Source organism: Pseudogulbenkiania sp. AW2-16, from assembly GCF_056824575.1.
Genome location: NZ_CP157668.1, coordinates 777808 through 794439, shown reverse-complemented (window position 1 = coordinate 794439; position 16632 = coordinate 777808). Strand labels below are relative to the sequence as shown.

The 16632-nt window shown below is 68.3% G+C and carries 17 protein-coding genes; 10 read left to right on the top strand and 7 right to left on the bottom strand.

The features are described from left to right. Positions 1 to 68: 68 nt before the first annotated feature. The 3 genes from ABKF58_RS03905 to ABKF58_RS03895 all read right to left on the bottom strand — a co-directional run bounded on the left by ABKF58_RS03905 (position 69) and on the right by ABKF58_RS03895 (position 3021). Positions 69 to 572, bottom strand: a complete 504-nt coding sequence (locus ABKF58_RS03905; protein WP_482583420.1) for an ureidoglycolate lyase — start codon at positions 570 to 572, stop codon at positions 69 to 71. Beyond that, positions 569 to 1606: an allantoicase gene (gene alc, locus ABKF58_RS03900; RefSeq protein ID WP_482583419.1), complete on the bottom strand. Its 1038-nt coding sequence runs from the start codon at positions 1604 to 1606 to the stop codon at positions 569 to 571. The genes ABKF58_RS03905 and alc overlap by 4 nt, the downstream gene beginning before the upstream one ends. Before the next feature lie 83 nt (positions 1607 to 1689). After that, positions 1690 to 3021 carry a C4-dicarboxylate transporter DctA gene (locus ABKF58_RS03895; RefSeq protein WP_482583418.1) on the bottom strand — a complete coding sequence of 444 codons (1332 nt, stop codon included), beginning with the start codon at positions 3019 to 3021 and terminating at the stop codon, positions 1690 to 1692. A 551-nt stretch (positions 3022 to 3572) separates the two neighbouring features. On the opposite strand from ABKF58_RS03895, the gene ABKF58_RS03890 reads away from it, so the two are divergent. After that, the gene (locus ABKF58_RS03890; RefSeq protein ID WP_008954800.1) at positions 3573 to 4244 is read left to right on the top strand and encodes a GntR family transcriptional regulator; all 672 of its coding nucleotides are present in this window, start codon (positions 3573 to 3575) and stop codon (positions 4242 to 4244) included. Between the two features lie 216 nt (positions 4245 to 4460). Here ABKF58_RS03890 and ABKF58_RS03885 read toward each other — a convergent pair whose 3' ends face one another. Together ABKF58_RS03885 and uraH are read right to left on the bottom strand one after the other, a co-directional pair. Further along, positions 4461 to 5666 (bottom strand): urate hydroxylase PuuD, encoded by a 1206-nt coding sequence (locus ABKF58_RS03885; protein ID WP_482583417.1) that lies wholly within the window; start codon positions 5664 to 5666, stop codon positions 4461 to 4463. 2 nt (positions 5667 to 5668) lie between these two features. Beyond that, complete coding sequence (gene uraH, locus ABKF58_RS03880; protein ID WP_008954802.1) at positions 5669 to 6022, bottom strand: hydroxyisourate hydrolase; 354 nt, start codon at positions 6020 to 6022, stop codon at positions 5669 to 5671. Positions 6023 to 6140: 118 nt separating this feature from the next. Between uraH and uraD the strand changes: the two genes are divergently transcribed. Then, on the top strand, positions 6141 to 6659 hold the full coding sequence (uraD, locus tag ABKF58_RS03875) for a 2-oxo-4-hydroxy-4-carboxy-5-ureidoimidazoline decarboxylase (protein WP_008954803.1): 519 nt from the start codon (positions 6141 to 6143) through the stop codon (positions 6657 to 6659). Positions 6660 to 6747: 88 nt separating this feature from the next. On the opposite strand, the gene ABKF58_RS03870 is transcribed toward uraD, so the two are convergent. Continuing rightward, on the bottom strand, positions 6748 to 7494 hold the full coding sequence (locus ABKF58_RS03870) for a FadR/GntR family transcriptional regulator (RefSeq protein ID WP_482583415.1): 747 nt from the start codon (positions 7492 to 7494) through the stop codon (positions 6748 to 6750). A 231-nt stretch (positions 7495 to 7725) separates the two neighbouring features. Here ABKF58_RS03870 and lhpI point away from each other — a divergent pair, with 231 nt between their 5' ends. The 3 genes from lhpI (at position 7726) to ABKF58_RS03855 (ending at position 11106) form a co-directional block, all read left to right on the top strand. Beyond that, a complete protein-coding gene (lhpI, locus tag ABKF58_RS03865; RefSeq protein WP_482583413.1) occupies positions 7726 to 8664 on the top strand; it encodes a bifunctional Delta(1)-pyrroline-2-carboxylate/Delta(1)-piperideine-2-carboxylate reductase in 939 nt (312 codons plus the stop codon). Further along, positions 8661 to 9905, top strand: a complete 1245-nt coding sequence (locus tag ABKF58_RS03860; RefSeq protein WP_482583411.1) for an NAD(P)/FAD-dependent oxidoreductase — start codon at positions 8661 to 8663, stop codon at positions 9903 to 9905. The genes lhpI and ABKF58_RS03860 overlap by 4 nt, the downstream gene beginning before the upstream one ends. A gap of 82 nt (positions 9906 to 9987) precedes the next feature. Further along, positions 9988 to 11106 carry a branched-chain amino acid ABC transporter substrate-binding protein gene (locus ABKF58_RS03855; RefSeq protein ID WP_482583410.1) on the top strand — a complete coding sequence of 373 codons (1119 nt, stop codon included), beginning with the start codon at positions 9988 to 9990 and terminating at the stop codon, positions 11104 to 11106. Positions 11107 to 11220: 114 nt separating this feature from the next. Here ABKF58_RS03855 and ABKF58_RS03850 read toward each other — a convergent pair whose 3' ends face one another. Next, the gene (locus ABKF58_RS03850) at positions 11221 to 11715 is read right to left on the bottom strand and encodes a TlpA family protein disulfide reductase (protein WP_014085704.1); all 495 of its coding nucleotides are present in this window, start codon (positions 11713 to 11715) and stop codon (positions 11221 to 11223) included. Between the two features lie 119 nt (positions 11716 to 11834). On the opposite strand from ABKF58_RS03850, the gene ABKF58_RS03845 reads away from it, so the two are divergent. From ABKF58_RS03845 to ABKF58_RS03825, 5 genes are all read left to right on the top strand, one after another. Beyond that, complete coding sequence (locus ABKF58_RS03845; protein ID WP_482583409.1) at positions 11835 to 12779, top strand: carbohydrate kinase family protein; 945 nt, start codon at positions 11835 to 11837, stop codon at positions 12777 to 12779. Between the two features lie 92 nt (positions 12780 to 12871). Next, complete coding sequence (gene gshA, locus ABKF58_RS03840) at positions 12872 to 14155, top strand: glutamate--cysteine ligase (RefSeq protein ID WP_014085706.1); 1284 nt, start codon at positions 12872 to 12874, stop codon at positions 14153 to 14155. Between the two features lie 18 nt (positions 14156 to 14173). Next, positions 14174 to 15118: a glutathione synthase gene (gshB, locus tag ABKF58_RS03835; protein WP_482583407.1), complete on the top strand. Its 945-nt coding sequence runs from the start codon at positions 14174 to 14176 to the stop codon at positions 15116 to 15118. Then, the gene (locus tag ABKF58_RS03830; RefSeq protein ID WP_482583406.1) at positions 15106 to 16173 is read left to right on the top strand and encodes an FAD:protein FMN transferase; all 1068 of its coding nucleotides are present in this window, start codon (positions 15106 to 15108) and stop codon (positions 16171 to 16173) included. The genes gshB and ABKF58_RS03830 overlap by 13 nt, the downstream gene beginning before the upstream one ends. Continuing rightward, on the top strand, positions 16170 to 16547 hold the full coding sequence (locus ABKF58_RS03825; protein ID WP_008954813.1) for a diacylglycerol kinase: 378 nt from the start codon (positions 16170 to 16172) through the stop codon (positions 16545 to 16547). Before ABKF58_RS03830 ends, ABKF58_RS03825 begins: the two co-directional genes overlap by 4 nt. Positions 16548 to 16632: the final 85 nt, after the last annotated feature.

Sequence of the window (16632 nt, the reverse complement as noted above, 5' to 3'; positions counted from 1 at the left end):
CCTTGGCGGGCGGGGCTGGCGCGGACGCCGTCGGCAACGATGTCAGGCATGATCGGTGCTCCCGCTGCTCAGGCCACGCCGGGAATCACCCCGACGGTGTCGAGCTGGACTTCGTCGCAGTTGTGGCCGGGGCCGCTGCGGTCCACCACCAGGAAGTCGCACACCGCGTCGAGCGCCAGCAGCGGGTGGTGCCACACCCCGGTGCGGTAGTTGACGCCCTGGTCGGCGCGGGCGAGGAAGACCCGCAGGTCTGCCGCCGCCGGAGGCGCTCCCGCCGGGGCCACCACCACCAGGTAGGGGCGGCCGGACAGGGGAATGAAGGCCTGGCTGCCCAGCGGGTGGCGCTCCATCATCTCCACCCGGAACGGCAGCGCGCGCGGCTGGCCGCGAAAGATGGACACGATGGCCCGGCCCTCGGGCCCCGGCTCGACGCTGGCCAGGTCGTGGTAGCGCTCGGTGTTGCCGCCGTTGATGGGGAAGTGGCGCACCGCCTCCGACGCCTCGATGACGTCGCCGAAGGGGGCGAAGGCTTCCCGGCTGAGCGGCTCCACCCTGAGGTCGAGGGTCTTCATTTGGCCACCCGGCCCCACAGGCGCAGGCGCGAGACGCCGCCGTCGGGGAAGATGTTGAGGCGCACGTGCGTCACCGGGCCGAGGCTGGCCAGGTCGGTGAAGGTGTGCACCGCGTCCATCGACAGCTTCTGCTCTGGCAGCAGCACCGGCCAGAACATGCTCTGGGTGGTGGCGGACTGGTCGGTGCCGCCGCTGACGAAGGCCGCCTGCAGCGAGAAGGCATCGGGATAATTGCCTTTGTAGAAGGCGGTATCCAGCTCGATCTTCTCGATGATGCCGGGCGCGCCCAGTTCCAGCACGCACCAGTCGTTGCCCGGTTCGCGGCGGCGGCGGGTCTCCCAGCCGTCGCCCATGTTCAGGCCGCGGCCGGGCAGCAGCATATTGCTGGCGGAGGAACCGAAGCTGGCGTCGTTCCAGGCCACCGGGCGGCCGCCGTTTTCCAGCGCGACGAGGTCGACCAGCTGGTCCGGGCCGGCGCTCTCCAGGCCGCCTACCGGCTGGCCGTACACGCGCAGGCGGGCGATGCCGCCGTCCGGGTAGATGTTGACGCGCAGGTGGGTCCAGACGTCGCCGTTGGCGCATTGCAGCAGGTGATGGCTATTGGGGCCCAGCGCGGTGGCGGGCAGGATCTCGGTCCAGGCGGCGGCCTTCAGCGCTTCCACGTCGTCGCTGGCGGACACGGTGGCCTCGATCGACACCGCCGGCGGGTAGTTGCCGGTGAAGTGGCTGGTGTCCACGTCGAAACCGCGGATCACGCCCTTCACGCCGAGCTTCACCAGCGCCCAGTCATAGCCGGCCACACGCTTGCGGCGCGACTCCCAGCCATCCATCCACTTGCCGTTCTCGTCGAACTTGCCGGGAACGAACTGGGCCGGTTCCGGGTTGAGCATGCGCGAGACGTCGGCGAAGAAATCGTCGGACGCGTACAGGGCCTGGGCGCCCAGGCGCGGGTTGGCGAGGTCCACCGAGCGGCGCGCCCAATCGGGCAGCTCGGCGGGCGGGGCGATGACGGTGGGTCCGGTGGCGTGGGCCATGATGGGTTCTCCTTGCAGTGTTCAGTGAAAGTTCGTGAGGGACGCGCCGGCTTGGCGTGTCCCTCGGGGTGTCGAGCGCTCGATCAGAGGCGTGTCTGGGGCGCGGCTTCGGCCAACATTTCGGCACGGGCCGGGGCGCGCAAATCGACCTTGATTTCGCCGTTGAGCACCTGGGTGGCGCGTTCGCGGTCGATATCCTTTTCCCACACGCCGACCACCACGGTCGCCACGCAGTTGCCGATCATGTTGGTCAGCGCGCGCGCCATGCCCATGAACCAGTCCACCGACAGTACCAGCACCAGGCCGATGGCGGGTATGGCCGGGATGGCGCTCAAGGTGGCGGCCAGGATCACGATGGCCGAGCCCGGCACGCCGTGGGCGCCCTTCGAGGTCACCAGCGAAATGGCGAGGATGGTGAGGAGGTCGGTCAGCGACAGCGGCGTGTTGGTGGCCTGGGCGATGAACACCGCGGCCAGGGTCAGGTAGATCGAGAAGCCGTCGAGGTTGAAGGAGTAGCCGGTGGGGATCACCAGGCCCACGGTCGAATCCTTCACCCCCATCAGCTCGAGCTTGCGCATCACCTGTGGCAGCACGGCGTCGGACGAGGCGGTGCCCAGCACGATCAGCAGTTCCTCGCGCAGGTAGCCCAGCAGCTTGAAGATGTTGAAGCCGGCCAGGCGCAGGATGATGCCGAGGATGCCGACCACGAAGATGCTGCAGGTCAGGTAGAACAGCGCCACCAAGAGGCCGAGCTGCTTGAGCGAGCCGATGCCGTACTTGCCGACGGTGAAGGCGATGGCGCCCATCACGCCCAAGGGGGCGAGCTTGACGATGAAGCCGATCAGTTTGAAGAACACCTGGCCGAGGTGGTCGATGGCGACGGTCACCGGGCGGCCGCGCTCGCCGAGCGCCGCGACGGCACAACCGAACAGGATGGCGATCAGCAGCACCTGCAGGATGTCGCCCTTGGCGAAGGCGTCGCCGAAGGTGGCGGGAATGAGCTTCATGATGAAGTCCACCGCCGTCAGGTGGCCCACCTGGGACACCCGCTCGCTATAGTCGGCCAGCGCCGAGGCATCGAGGGTGTGGGGGTCGATGTTCATGCCCGCGCCCGGCCGCAGGGTTTCGGCCAGCAGCACGCCCAGCGCCAGGGCGAAGGTGGTGACGATCTCGAAGTAGAGCAGGGCCTTGACGCCGACGCGGCCGACCTTCTTCAGGTCGCCGGTGCTGCAGATGCCGTGCACCACGACGCAGAACACCAGGGGCGCGACCAGCATCTTGATGAGCTTGATGAAGCCGTCGCCCATCGGCTTGAGCTTGGTGGCGAAATCGGGCCAGACGATGCCGACGATCACGCCGAGAATCAGGGCGATGACGACTTGCCCGAACAGGGTCTTATGGAAGCGTTTGTACATGGTTCACCTCGCAAACCGGATCGAAAGGGGGTTGCCGTGCGCAACCGGGGTCTTGTCGAAGGGATGACGGGAGGGGGTGAGTTCCATGCTCACGGGGTTGTTGCGCAACGCCGCGGTGGCGGCATGCGCTGCTCTTGTTCGGGCCATCTGCTTCTCCTTGGTGTAAATAATTATTAGCTTGGTTGGGACAGCTTAGGGATAAAGCGCAAGCGCTTGAATTCCCTCCGGCATCGGTTCTGTCGATAGTTTTGCTATCGACTCCCGGCCGGTAGGCCTCTCCTCCCGAGCCGGCCGGGAGGGGGTGCTGAGCCACCTGGTGCTTGCCGAAGCGGGACGGATTCCGCGTCGGACGACTCACCGTTACCCGCCGGCCGGAGTACAGCGGCACCGGGGACGTGGTGTTATATTCTTTCTGACATGTTAGTTTGAATTTTTCGAGTTTTGCAACAAAAATGTCTTTATGGGTTTGCTTGGTGTGGCAGGTGGAATTTGCTGCCGGCGAAGCCTGATGTGACAATTGCCGCTCGACGAAATGGATGGGGACGAGAAACATGCAGGAGCCTGAAGGTTTGCTCTTGGCCGACAAGGCCTTCCTGGCGCTGCGGGAGCTGCTGACCGGCGGTGGCCTGCGGGCCGGGCAGTTCGTCTCGATGTCGGACCTGGTCGGGGTGATCGGGCTGCCGCTGGCGCCGGTGCGCGAAGCGGTCAAGCGCGCCGAGTCGGCCGGTTACGTCCGCGTCCTGCCCAAGCGCGGCGTGGCGGTGATGGAGGCGACGCCGGAGCTGGTGCGCGAGTGCTTCCACCTGCGCACCGTCTTCGACCAGGAGGGCGCCCGGCTGCTGGTGCGCCGGCACGCCGCGGACACGCTCGGCGAACTGCGGCAAAAGCATCAGCAGGTGCTCGACGCCGCGCGCGCCGGCATCACGCCCTCGCTGCAGCGCGAGGCGATGGCGGTGGACTGGGCCTTGCACAGCGCCCTGTCCAATGTTCTCGACAACGCCAGCATCCGGGAGATCTACGCACGCAACCGCGATCGCATCCTGGTGATGCAGCATTCCCGCCCGCTGCTGCCCGACCGCATCGTGCCGGCGATGCAGGAGCACCTGGCGATCATGGATGCGATCGCCGGCGGCGACGAGCAGGAGGCCGCCGGCCAAGTGCGCAACCATTTCCGCCAGACGCTGCGCTGGTGGGGCATCATCGACGCGGCCGAGGCGTCCTGAGTGTGACCAGCGCGCCGCTGCCCGCTTCGGCGGACGGCCCGCTTGCCGCTGGTGTCGCCACTCCTCCGTCCCTCCTTACCCACTTCCCCCGCGCCGCGGTCGCCAAGGCGGAGCCCGCGCTCCGGCCATGCCGTGTCGCTGGTCGGTCCCGCCGGCCCAGGTTGGCCGAAGCCGCTGCGGCCGGGTTCTCCGGGGCCCGGGGCGCCGGGCCGGCGCTCAGTCCGGCGCCCCGGCGGCGGCCCATTCGACGACCAGGCGGCGTTCGGCGTCGGTCATGTGCGTCAGGTTGCCGAGCGGCATGGTCCTGCTTTGCACTTGCGCGGCCAGGCGCGCGGCGTTGCGCTTGATCTCGGCCGGTTCGTCCAGCCGCACCCCGGCCGGCGGTGCCGAAAACCCGGCAAAGCTCGGCCGTGCGGCATGGCAGGCGACGCAGCGCTGCGCCAGGATGGCGCGCACCTGCTCCAGGTTGGCCGAAGACCGTTTTTCCCCGGCCGACAGCACGCCGGACAGCACGCCGGACGGCGCGCCGGCCAGCGCCACCAGCAGCAACAGCGCCACGCCGGCGGCGGGAAAGCGCCAGTCGACGATGCCACGGTGGCGCAGGTTGAAGAAGTGGCGGATCAGCACCCCGGCGGCGCCGATGCCGGCCAGCAGCGCCCAGCCGTAGCGGTGGCCGTAGGTGAAGGCGAAGTGCGGGCTGATCATGATGAACAGCACCGGCAGCGTGAAGTAGTTGTTGTGCACCGAGCGCTGCTTGCCGCGCCGTCCCGGCTCCGGGTCCGGCGTTTCGCCGCGTGTCAGGGCCGCCACCATGACGCGCTGGCCGGGGATGATGACGAAGAACACGTTGCCGGCCATCAGCGTGCCGATCACCGCGCCGCAGAGCAGATACACCGCGCGCGCCGCGAACAGCTGCGACAGCCCCCAGGCCAGTGCCACCAGCAGCAGGTAGACGCTCAGACCGAGCCTGCCGTCACGCCGTCCGAGCGGGCTGCGACACAGGCCGTGGTAGACCAGCCAGGCCCCGCCCAGCGTCAGCAACGCCACGGCCACCGCCAGCGCCGGGCTCAAGCGCGCCACGGCGCTATCGACCAGCATCACCTCGGCGCGCGCCAAATACAGCAGCGCCAACAGCGCGAAGCCCGACAGCCAGGTGGTGTAGGCCTCCCACTTGAACCAGTGCAGCCTGGACGGCAGCACGGCTGGAGCGACCAGGTACTTCTGCGGGTTGTAGAAGCCGCCGCCGTGCACCGCCCACAGCTCGCCGCCGACGCCGCGCCGCTGCAGTTCCGGGTCGGTGGGCGGGGTCAGGTGGTTATCGAGCCAGACGAAGTAGAACGACGCCCCGATCCACGCCACCCCGGCCACGAAGTGCAGCCAGCGCAGCAACAGCGCCAGCCAGTCGAGCAGGTAGGCAACCACGCTCAGCTCCCGCGGTAGCTGCTGTAGCCGTACGGCGCCAGCAGCAGCGGGATGTGGTAGTGCGCCGTGGTATCGCTGATGCCGAAGCGGATCGGCACCACGTCGAGGAAGGGCGGGTCGCCCAGGGCATGGCCCTGCGCGCGCAGGTAGTCGCCGGCGGCGAAGTGCAGCTCGTACACCCCCGGCTGCAGCGCCGCGCCTTCCAGCAGCGGGGCATTGCAGCGGCCGTCGGCGTTGGTGCGGGTAACCAGCAGCCGGCGTGGTTGCAGGCCGTCGATGCGGTACAGGCTCACGACCAGCCCGGCGGCGGGGCAGCCGCGCGCGGTATCGAGCACATGCGTGGTGAGACGGCCCATGGTGTGGCCTTTCTGTCGGTCATGACGATGCTGTCGGGAAAGCAGCGCAGTGGCCAGCTTCTATTATGGTTATAACCGCATGGTGATGATTCGCCGCGTTGGCGGCAGGAAGGACGCCATGGATAGCCCTGACAACCGGCGCTGGACGCCGGCGGACTTGTCGGCCCTGGAGCGCGACGCTTTCGTCGCCGCGCTCGACGGCGTGTTCGAACAGACGGCGTGGGTGGCCGAGCGCGCCTGGGAACAACGCCCGTTCAGCACGCGCTTTGCGCTGTGGCAGGCGCTGGTGTCCGCCATGCTGTCAGCCTCCCACGAGGAACAGCTGGCGCTGATCCGCGCCCACCCCGAACTGGGTACACGTGCCCCGCTGAGCGCGGCCTCGGGCGGCGAGCAGCAGGCCGCCGGCCTGCGCCAGGAGAGCGCCGACACCGCGCGGCTGGCCGAACTCAACGCCCACTATCGCGCGCGCTTCGGCCATCCCTTCATCGTCGCCGTGGCCGGGCTCGGCCGGGACGACATCCTCGCCCAGCTCGAGCAGCGCCTGCACGACCCCCCGCAACAGGAATTCGCCCGCTGTCTCGGCGAGATCGGCCGCATCGCCGCGCTGCGGCTGGCGCAGCGGGTGAGTAGTGCTTAGGCGTGCCGCCTCCGCCCCGCGGAGGCGTCCTTTCCCCGGTGAGGGGGCCGTCTGCAGGCAGCGGCTGCGCGGGTGGGCGTGCGGCCGGCTAGGCCGGCGTTTTCGGCGGCGAGGCGTCGCCGGTGGAAATGTCCCGGCCCACCCGACGCAGATGCTGCTCGACGTAGAAGGCCGCCGCCTGCTCGTCGCCGCTGACGATCGCCTCGTAGATCAGCTGGTGTTCCGCCACGTACAGGCTGATGCGTTCCTCGTCGTAGATCCCGTCGTCACGCAGCCGCTGCCACAGCGGCTGCTCCATGGCTTTCGCGATTTCGTCGGCGATGCGCACCATCAGCACATCGCCGGTCATCACGGCCAGCTGGCGATGGAACAGCCGGTCGCTCTCGCTCCACAGCGCCTGCTGTGCCTGGATGTCGATGTTCTTGACGTTCTTCATCAGCGCCAGGTAGTGCTCGGCCTTGTCGTCGCGCTGTCCGCGTCGTGCTGCCAGCCGCGCGATGGCGGGCTCCAGCAGCAGCCGCACCTCCAGCGTTGACAGCGGGCTGTCGTCGGCGCGTCGGTCCGTGTCGGCGAGCTGGGCCTGCTGCAGCCGCTGCAAGGCATCGGCACAGACGTAGGTGCCCGAGCCGCGGCGCGTCATCACCAGCTGCTGGTTCTGCAGCGACCCGATGGCCTCGCGTACGGCGGGGCGGCTGACGCGGAAGCGTGCCGCCAGCTCGCGCTCCGACGGCAGGCGGGATTCCGGCAGGAATTCGCCGTTGGTGATGCTGTGCTGGATTTGCTCGGCCACCTGCTGGTAGATCGGGCGCGGCTGGAAGTGGTTGGTCTCTTGCATGGTGGTCACTCAAATTGGTCTAAAAGCGGACATGAGTGTTGCGTATTGGTGACAAAGTTTACCAAATTCCCTGACGATGACGCGATAGGGTTGTGCCTTGCGTGGCTAATTGGTAATTTTTTTGACATAAACAGTGTGGTTGCTGTCCTACATCTGGCCAGTTTTGGATGGTTGATGTGAAAGCAACCAAAATCTGGTCGAAATTCTACCAATTCAGAGGTCTGACGCCCCATGAGCATGTCGACACCGCTACCGGTTCTCTCCGCCCGCCAAACCGCCGAGCTGTTGCCCTTCGATTCCTTGTGCCACGTGCTGGCGGACGCCGCCGAAGAGTACCAGGCCGGTCGCATCAGCAGCCCGGAACGCCAGGTGCTGCCGTTACAGGGGGAGGGCGTGCTGCTCTCGATGCCGGCCTCCGCCCACGATGTCGCCATGCACAAGCTGGTCAACGTCTGCCCGCACAACAGCCGCCACGGCCTGCCCACCATCCACGGCGTGGTCAGCGTCTACGACGCCGCCAGCGGCGTGCCGCTGCTGATCCTGGACGGGCCGACCGTCACCGCACGGCGCACCGCGGCGGTTTCGATGCTGGCGATGCGCTCGCTGCAAGAGGCGCCTCCGCGCCACGTTGCGCTGATCGGCACCGGCAAGCAGGCGGCCGGCCATGCCGAGGCGCTGGCGGCGCTGTATCCGGGACTGCGCGTCGACGTGCATGGCCACCAGAGGGCGGCCGCCGAGGCGTTCTGCCGCGAGCACGGCACGCTCGGCCTGGATCTGCAGCCGGCCACGGGGGACGTGGCCGAGGCGGCGCAAGTGGTGATCATGCTGACCACCAGCAAGGTTCCGGTGTACGACCAGCCGGCGCGTCCCGATCGTCTGCTGATCGGGGTCGGCGCCTTCCGTCCCGACATGGCCGAGCTGGGGCCGCACGCCATCGCCGGCAGCCAGCTGTTTTCCGACGACCCGGTCGGCGCGCGCCACGAGGCCGGGGATCTGATCCAGGCCGGGATCGACTGGTCCACCGTGGCGTCGCTGGCCGACGCCGTGGCCGGACGCTTCGACGCGGCCCGCCCGCGCCTGTTCAAGAGCGTCGGTACCGCCGCCTGGGATCTGGCGGCGGCGCGATGCGCGCTGGCCAACTGGCGCCTCGGCGTAGGCGAGGGGGCATGAGCCGCGCCGACGTCATCGTGGTCGGCGCCGGCGTGGTCGGCATCGCCAGCGCGCTGCAACTGCGCCTGGCCGGGCTCGACGTGCTGTTGCTCGACCGCGATCCGCCGGCGTCCGGCACCTCGTCCGGCAACGCCGGGGCGCTGGCGGTGAGCGAGGTGCTCCCGCTCGCCGAGCCCGGCGTGCTGCGCCAGGTGCCACGTTGGCTGCTCAATCCGCTCGGCCCGCTGGCGGTACGCTGGCGCCATCTGCCGGGTCTGATGCCGTGGCTCGGCCGCTTCGTGCTGGCGAGCCGGCCAGCGCGGGTGGCGGCGCTGAGCCGGCAGCTGGGACAGCTGCTGGCCCGGGTGAACCAGGACTACGCCCCGCTCATCGCCCGCTGCGGTCTGGAAGGGAGCTGGCGTCGCCACGGCGCACTGGCGCTCTATCCCGATCAGGGCGCCCTGCAGGCCGACCTGGCGCGCTGGCAGCGGCGCGGCGAGCAGGGCGTGCGCTGGCGGCGCTGCGACAAAGACCAACTGACACGGCTGGAGCCGGCCTTGCGTGCGCCGTGGCAGCAGGGGGTGCTGATTCCCGACTGGTCGCACGTGGACGATCCCTACTTGTTCAGCCTCGGCCTGTTCCAGCAGTTCCTGCGCGAAGGCGGCCGGTTCCTGCAGCAGCCGGTGACGGCGCTGCGTCAGCAGCACGGCGCCGTCAGCGGCATCACCCTGGCCGACGGCCGCGCGCTGAGCGCGGGGCAGGTCGTGGTGGCGAGCGGCGTGTGGAGCGACCGTTTCGCACGCCAGGCTGGCCAGGCGCTGCCGCTGGAGAGCGAGCGCGGCTACCACCTGACCCTGCCCAGGGCCGGCCGTCCGCTACGGCATTTCCTGCTCAACGCCAGTGAAAGCTTCGTCATCCTGCCGATGGCCGACGGCGGCCTGCGCCTGGCCGGCACCGTGGAACTGGCGCACCGCGACGCGCCGCCGGACTACCGTCGCGCCCACCTGCTGCTGGACAAGGCGCAGGCCATGCTGGGCGAACTCGGTACCGAGGGCATGAGCGCCTGGATGGGCAACCGCCCGTCGGTGCCGGATACCGTGCCGGTGATCGGCCCGTCCTCGCACCTGCGGCAACTGTTCTTCGCCTGCGGTCATGGCCATCTCGGCCTGACCCTCGCCGCCACCACCGGCGCGCTGCTGCGCGACCACCTCACCGGGGTGGCGGCCATTCCGCCAGAGTTCTGGCCCGACCGGTTTCGTTAGCGGCCCGGTCGGTGCCAACGCTGTCGCAATCAAGCTGTTGCTGTGCCCTTGTCGATTCAACAACCTCATCAGGATGCAAAACATGAAACACACCCTGCTCGTTACCCTGCTGGCCCTGGGGGGCATCAGCGCCGCTTCTGCCGCCGAGGTGGTGAAAATCGGTTTCATCGGCCCCTTGACCGGGCCGGACGCCCACTGGGGCAAGGACAACCAGAACTGTGCCCAGCTCGCCGTCGACACCCTCAACCGCAGTGCGCTGAGGATCAACGGCCAGCCGGTGCAGTTCGAACTGGTATCGCAGGACGACCAGGAAGACCCCAAGCAGTCCACCCTGGCCGCGCAAAAACTGCTGGATGAAGAAGTGAAGGCGGTGGTCGGCCCGTTCACGTCGGGCACCACCATTCCCGCCGCGCGCATCATCAACCAGGCCGGTCTGCCGCAGTTCTCGGTGGCGGTTAACGCCACCTACACCAACCAGGGCTACGGCAACGCCTTCCGCCTGAGCGCGGTGGACACCCGCATGGGACCGGCTATCGCCCAATACGCGCTGAGCGAATTGAAGGCCAAGCGCATCGCCATGATCGACGACCGCACCGCCTATAGCCAGGGCCTGGCCGACAAGTTCGAGGCCGAGGCCAAGCGCCTGGGGGCGCAGGTGATCCGCCGCGAATACACCACGCCGGGGCAGAACAACTTCAGTCCGATCCTGACCACGATCCGTGCCGCCAAGCCGGACCTGCTGTTCGTTGCCATGTCCGACAGCCGGGCGGCTCCCCTGGCGCTGCAGATGAAGCAGCTCGGCCTGTCCACCAAGGTGCTCAGTGGCGACATGATCCAGACCGATAACTTCATCAAGCTCTCCGGCAGCAACAGCGAAGGCTTCATGGCGGCGGTGGCCGGCAACGTGCTGGAAAAGCGCAGCCAGGGCCAGGACTTCATCAAGCGCTATCAGGCCAAGTACGGCAAGCCGCCCTTGTCCTACGGCCCGCAGCACTACGACGCGGTGATGCTGGTGGCGAAGGCCATGCAGCAGGCCAACAGCACCGAGCCCGGCAAGGTCACGGCGGCGCTGAAAAAGATCAGTTACGAGGGGGTGAACGCCAGCTACCGCTTCGATAGCCGTGGCGACCTGATCCAGGCGCCGATCACCGTCTATCAGGTGCGCCAGGCCAAGTGGGCGCCGGTCAAGGTGACCTTCTGAGATTTTCCCTGTTGTTGTCAGCTTGTGCCCGGCCTAGGCCGGGCTTTTTTTCGTCGTGGCGGCAGGTCGGGCGACGAGGCCCGGCACGGGGGCCAAGGGATCGTGAACAGGTGCCTAGAGATGCGGCTCGACCGCCTGCAGCAGGGTCTGTTCCGACAGCTTGCCGATCAGCGTGGCGACCTGCTTGCCGGAGCGGTCCAGCACCACGGTGTAGGGCAGGCCGCCGGCCGGGTTGCCGATGGCGCGCATCAGGTCGAGCGTGTTGCCGTCGCCCAGCACGATGGGATAGCTCACCCGGGTCGTGCGCAGGTAATTGCCGACCGACACCTTGTCGTCGAGCGCCACGCCGACCACCTCGACGCCGCGCGGCGCCAGGCGGGTGCGCACGGCGTTGAGCATCGGCATCTCCTCGCGGCAGGGCGAACACCAGGTGGCCCAGAAATTCACCACGGTGACCTTGCCCTTGTACTGGGTGAGCGCGGCGTTCTTGCCGGCCAGGTCGGTGAAGCGGGCGCGTTCCAGCGCTGGGTTGGCGGCGGCCGGCAGCGCTGTCAGCAGCGCGGCGCACAGTAGCGGCAGCACGCCGCGGCGCAGAGTGGTGGGTGTCATCGGATCATCCTGTAAAAACGTGGCAACAGCTTGGAGCGGGCGGCGCAGCCAGGGTTCGCCACGGGGGAGGGCGGTGTTTCGTGCTACACTTAAACGCTTGATTTCATAGCGGAGCCGGCATGTCCATCCTCGTCTGCGGATCGCTCGCCTACGATACCCTGCTGACCTTCGAAGACCGTTTCGACCAGCATATCCTGGCAGACCAGCTGCACAAGATCTCCACCACCTTCCGCGTGCCGACGATGCGCCGCGAGTTCGGCGGCTGCGCCGGCAACATCGCCTACAACCTCGCCTTGCTGGGCGAGCGGCCGCTGGTGATGGCCACGGTGGGCGAGGACTTCGACCCCTACCGCGAGCATCTGGCGTGCCTCGGCGTGGCGGACCGCCATATCCGCACCGTTCCCGGCCAGTATACCGCGCAATGTTTCATCATCAGCGATAGCGGCGGCAACCAGCTGATGGCGTTCCACCCCGGCGCGATGGAGCACGCCACCGACAACCACCTGTGCGAGGTCGAGAGCCCGGTGGAGCTTGCCATCGTGGCGCCGTCGGGCTACCACGGCTGCCTGCAGCACTGCCGCGAGCTGGCCGAGGCCGGCATCCCGTTGGTGTTCGATCCCGGCCAGGAGCTGCCGCTGTTCTCGCGCACCGAGCTGCGCGCGCTGGTCGAAATGGCCAGCTACGTCACGCTCAACGACTACGAAGCCGAACTGATGCGCGAGCGCGCCGGGCTCACGCTGGACGACATGCGCCGTCAGGTGCGCGCGCTGTTCATCACGCGCGGGGCCGAGGGGGCGGAGATCCACGTCGGCGACACGCTGCTCCCCATCCCGGCGGTGCCGCTGGACGGCCCCGCGCTCGACCCCTCCGGTTGCGGCGACGCCTTCCGCGCCGGCCTGCTGTATGGCATCCGGCACGGTCTCGACTGGCATCTGACCGGCCGCCTAGCCAATCTGTTGGGCGCCATCAAGGTGGTCAGCCGCGGCGCGCAGAACCATGTCTTCGATTGGGCCGGGCTGAAAGAGCGCTACCAGGCGGCCTATAACGAAGCATGGCCGGACTGAGCCCGCGCCGCTCCGCCACCCAGGGTTGAATAAGGCGCCTGTCATCCCCACCATTGTGCAATTCGACCCAAGATCATCCCAAAGGGGAAGACATGACCGTTCCTTACCTGTCCACCGCCCTGAAGGGCCCGTTGCTGGAGCTGGAAAGCCGCATCCTCGGCGCCCAGCCCCATATCGAGCACTGGTTCCGCAGCCAGTGGCACGCCCACCAGGTGCCGTTCTACGGCTCGGTCGACCTGCGCAACAGCGGCTTCAAGCTGGCCCCGGTGGACATGAACCTGTTCCCCGGCGGTTTCAACAACCTCAACCCGGAATTCACCCCGCTCGCGGTACAGGCCGCCACCAGCGCGGTGGAGAAGGTGTGTCCGGAAGCCAAGAACATCCTACTGATCCCGGAGAACCACACGCGCAACACCTTCTACCTGCAGAACGTGGCGGCGCTGGTGCACATCTTCGAGCAGGCCGGCCTCAAGGTCCGGTTGGGCTCGCTCAACCCGGAGATCACCGAGCCGACCGAACTGACCGCCGCCAACGGCGCCACGGTGCGGCTGGAGCCGATCGAGCGCCGCGGCAACCGCCTGGTGCTGGCCGACGGCTTCAGCCCGTGCGTGGTGCTGCTCAACAACGACCTGTCGGGCGGCGCGCCGGACATCCTGCAGAACCTGGAACAGACCCTGCTGCCGCCGCTGCACGCCGGCTGGGCGGTGCGGCGCAAGACCCACCATTTCAAGGCCTACGACCAGGTCGCGGACGATTTCGCGCGCCTGATCTCGATCGACCCGTGGCTGATCAATCCCTACTTCAACGCCACCAAGGGGCTGGATTTCCAGTCGCGCCAGGGCGAAGAAGCGCTGGCCGACAGCGTTTCCGGCCTGCTCGACAAGATCCGCGTCAAGTACCGCGAGTACGGCATCACCCATGATCCGTTCGTGATCGTCAAGGCCGACGCCGGCACCTACGGCATGGGCGTGATGAGCGTGAAGTCGCCGGACGAGGTGATCGGCCTCAACCGCAAGGCGCGCAACAAGATGGCGGTGGTGAAGGAAGGGCTGGAAGTGTCCGAGGTGATCGTGCAGGAAGGCGTGTACACCTTCGAGACGGTCAACGCCGCGGTGGCCGAGCCGGTGGTGTACATGATGGACCGCTTCGTCATCGGCGGCTTCTACCGCGTCCACACCGGGCGCGGCGTCGACGAGAACCTCAACGCGCCGGGCATGCACTTCGTGCCGCTGTCGTTCGAATCGGCCTGTCTGCCGGACAAGAGCGGCACCCCGGACTGTCCGCCCAACCGGTTCTATTCCTACGGCGTGATCGCCCGCCTGGCGCTGTTGGCCGCCTCGCTGGAGCTGGAAGCCACCGACCCCGACAACGCCTGAGCGCACTGGATCCCGCCTATGAAAATCCTGTTCATCGCCGACCCGCTGGACCACTTCAAGATTTACAAGGACACCACCTTCGCCATGATGGAGGAGGCGGCGCGACGCGGCCATGCGCTGGCGGTGGCCGAAGCGCGTCAGCTGTCGGTGGAAGGCGGACGGCTGCTGGTGGACGCGCGCGGCCTGACCCTCACCGGCGACAAGCACGACTGGTTCCGCCTCGCCGAGGTGCAGCGCCAGCCGCTCACCGCGTTCAGCGCGGTGATCATGCGCAAGGACCCGCCGTTCGACATGGAGTACCTGTACGCCTCGCAGCTGTTCACGTTGGCCGAAGCCCAGGGCGTCAAGGTGTTCAGCAGCGGCCAGGCGCTCAGGGACTACAACGAGAAGCTGGCGATCCTGAATTTCCCCGACTGCATCGCGCCGACCCTGATCTCCGGCGAGTCGGCCCGCCTGCGCGCCTTCGTGCGCCAGCACCAGGACGTCATCCTCAAGCCGCTCGACAGCATGGGCGGCGACAGCATCTTCCGCGTCACGCCGGACGACCCCAACCTGTCGGTGATCCTGGAAACCATCACCCAGCGCGAGACCCGCACCGTGATGGCGCAGCGTTTCATCCCGGAAATCCGCGACGGCGACAAGCGCATCCTGGTGATCGACGGCGTGGCGGTGGACTACTGCCTGGCGCGCATCCCGATGGCCGGCGAAACGCGCGGCAACCTCGCCGCCGGCGGTCGCGGCGAGGCGCGCCCGCTCACCGCGCGCGACCGCGAGATCGTGGCGGCGGTGGGGCCGGAACTGCAGCGGCGCGGCATCCTGTTCGCCGGTCTCGACGTCATCGGCGACTACCTCACCGAAGTCAACGTCACCAGTCCCACCTGCTTCCGCGAGATCATGGATCAGACCGGCATCAACGTCGCCGGGCTGTACATCGACGCGCTGGAGCGGCGGTGCGCGCACTGATCTCGCGGCTTCGGCCAACCTGTCTGGCCCTGTGTCTGCTGATCGGGCTCGCGGCGTGCAGCCGCGAGCCCGAACCGTTCCGCCAGGAAAGCTACGTGTTCGGCACGCGCGTCGAGGTCACCGTGCTGGGCGAGCCGGAGGCCCGCGCCCAGGCCGCGGTGGCGCAGGCCATGGCCGAACTCGACCGCCTGCACCTGCGCCTGCACGCCTGGAAGGGCAACGGCGAGCTGGTCGCCATCAACCGCGCCCTGGCGCGCGGTGAATCGGCGCCGCTGGCGCCCGACCTCGCCGAGCTGCTGCGCGCCGCGCAGCGCGACGAGGCGCTCTCCGACGGCCTGTTCTCGCCGGCGTTGGGCGGGCTGGTGGCGCTGTGGGGCTTCCACGCCGACAGTTTCGCCCCGGTCACGCCCGACCCGGCGGCGCTCCGGCAACTGGTCGAGGCCCGCCCGCGTATGGCCGACCTGAGCCTCGCCGACGGCCGCATCGCCAGCCGCAACCCGGCGGTGCAGCTCGATCTGGGCGGCATCGCCAAGGGCTGGGCGCTCGACCGGGTGCGCAACCAGCTCAAGGCCGCCGGTGTCCGTGCCGCGCTGATCAACATCGGCGGCAACGTCATCGCGCTGGGCAAAAAGCCGGACGGCACGCCGTGGAAGGTCGGCATCCAGCACCCGCGCCGCAACGAGGCGATGGCGGTGGTGGAGCTGGCCGACGGCGAGGCGGTGGGGACCTCGGGCGATTACCAGCGCTACTTCGAGCTGAACGGGCGGCGCCACTGCCACCTGATCGACCCGCGCGACGGCAGCAGCGACTGCCGCGCCCAGGCCGCCACCGTGGTGGTGGCGCCGGCCGCCGACGCCGGCCTGCGCTCCGATGTCGCCACCAAGCCGATTTATCTTGCCGACACCGCGCGCGCTTCTTACTATGCCAGCCGCTTCGGCATCCGCGACGTGCTGCTGGTCGATGGCCACGGCGAGGTCTGGCTGTCGCGCTCGATGCAGGCACGCCTGCACTGGCTGGGCGAAGCGCCACGTATCCATCTTCTGGGAGCCGCATGAAGCTGCAGGAAAGCCCGTTCAAGGGCAAGACCGGAATCACCCGGCTGATCAACGCCTTCGGGTACTCGCTGGACGGTCTCAAGGCCGCCTTTCGCCACGAGGACGCGTTCCGCATGCTGCTGCTGCTGGCCGTGATCCTGATCCCGCTGGCCTTCGTCATCCACGCCAGCGCGCTCGAGCGCGCCCTGCTGGTGGCCAGCTCGCTCGCCACGCTGATCATCGAGCTGCTCAATTCGGCGGTGGAGGCGGCGGTCGACCACACCTCGCTGGAGCGTCATCCGCTCGCCAAGCGCGCCAAGGACATGGGCAGCGCGGCGCAGCTGATCGGTCTGGTCAACCTGGCCGTGGTGTGGGGGCTGGTGCTGTTCGGCTGACAAGGTTGGCCGAAGCACGGGACAAAACGGCAGCATGCCTGGTGGCGCGCTGCCGTTTTTGCATTGGGCGGGACGGGAGCCTGTT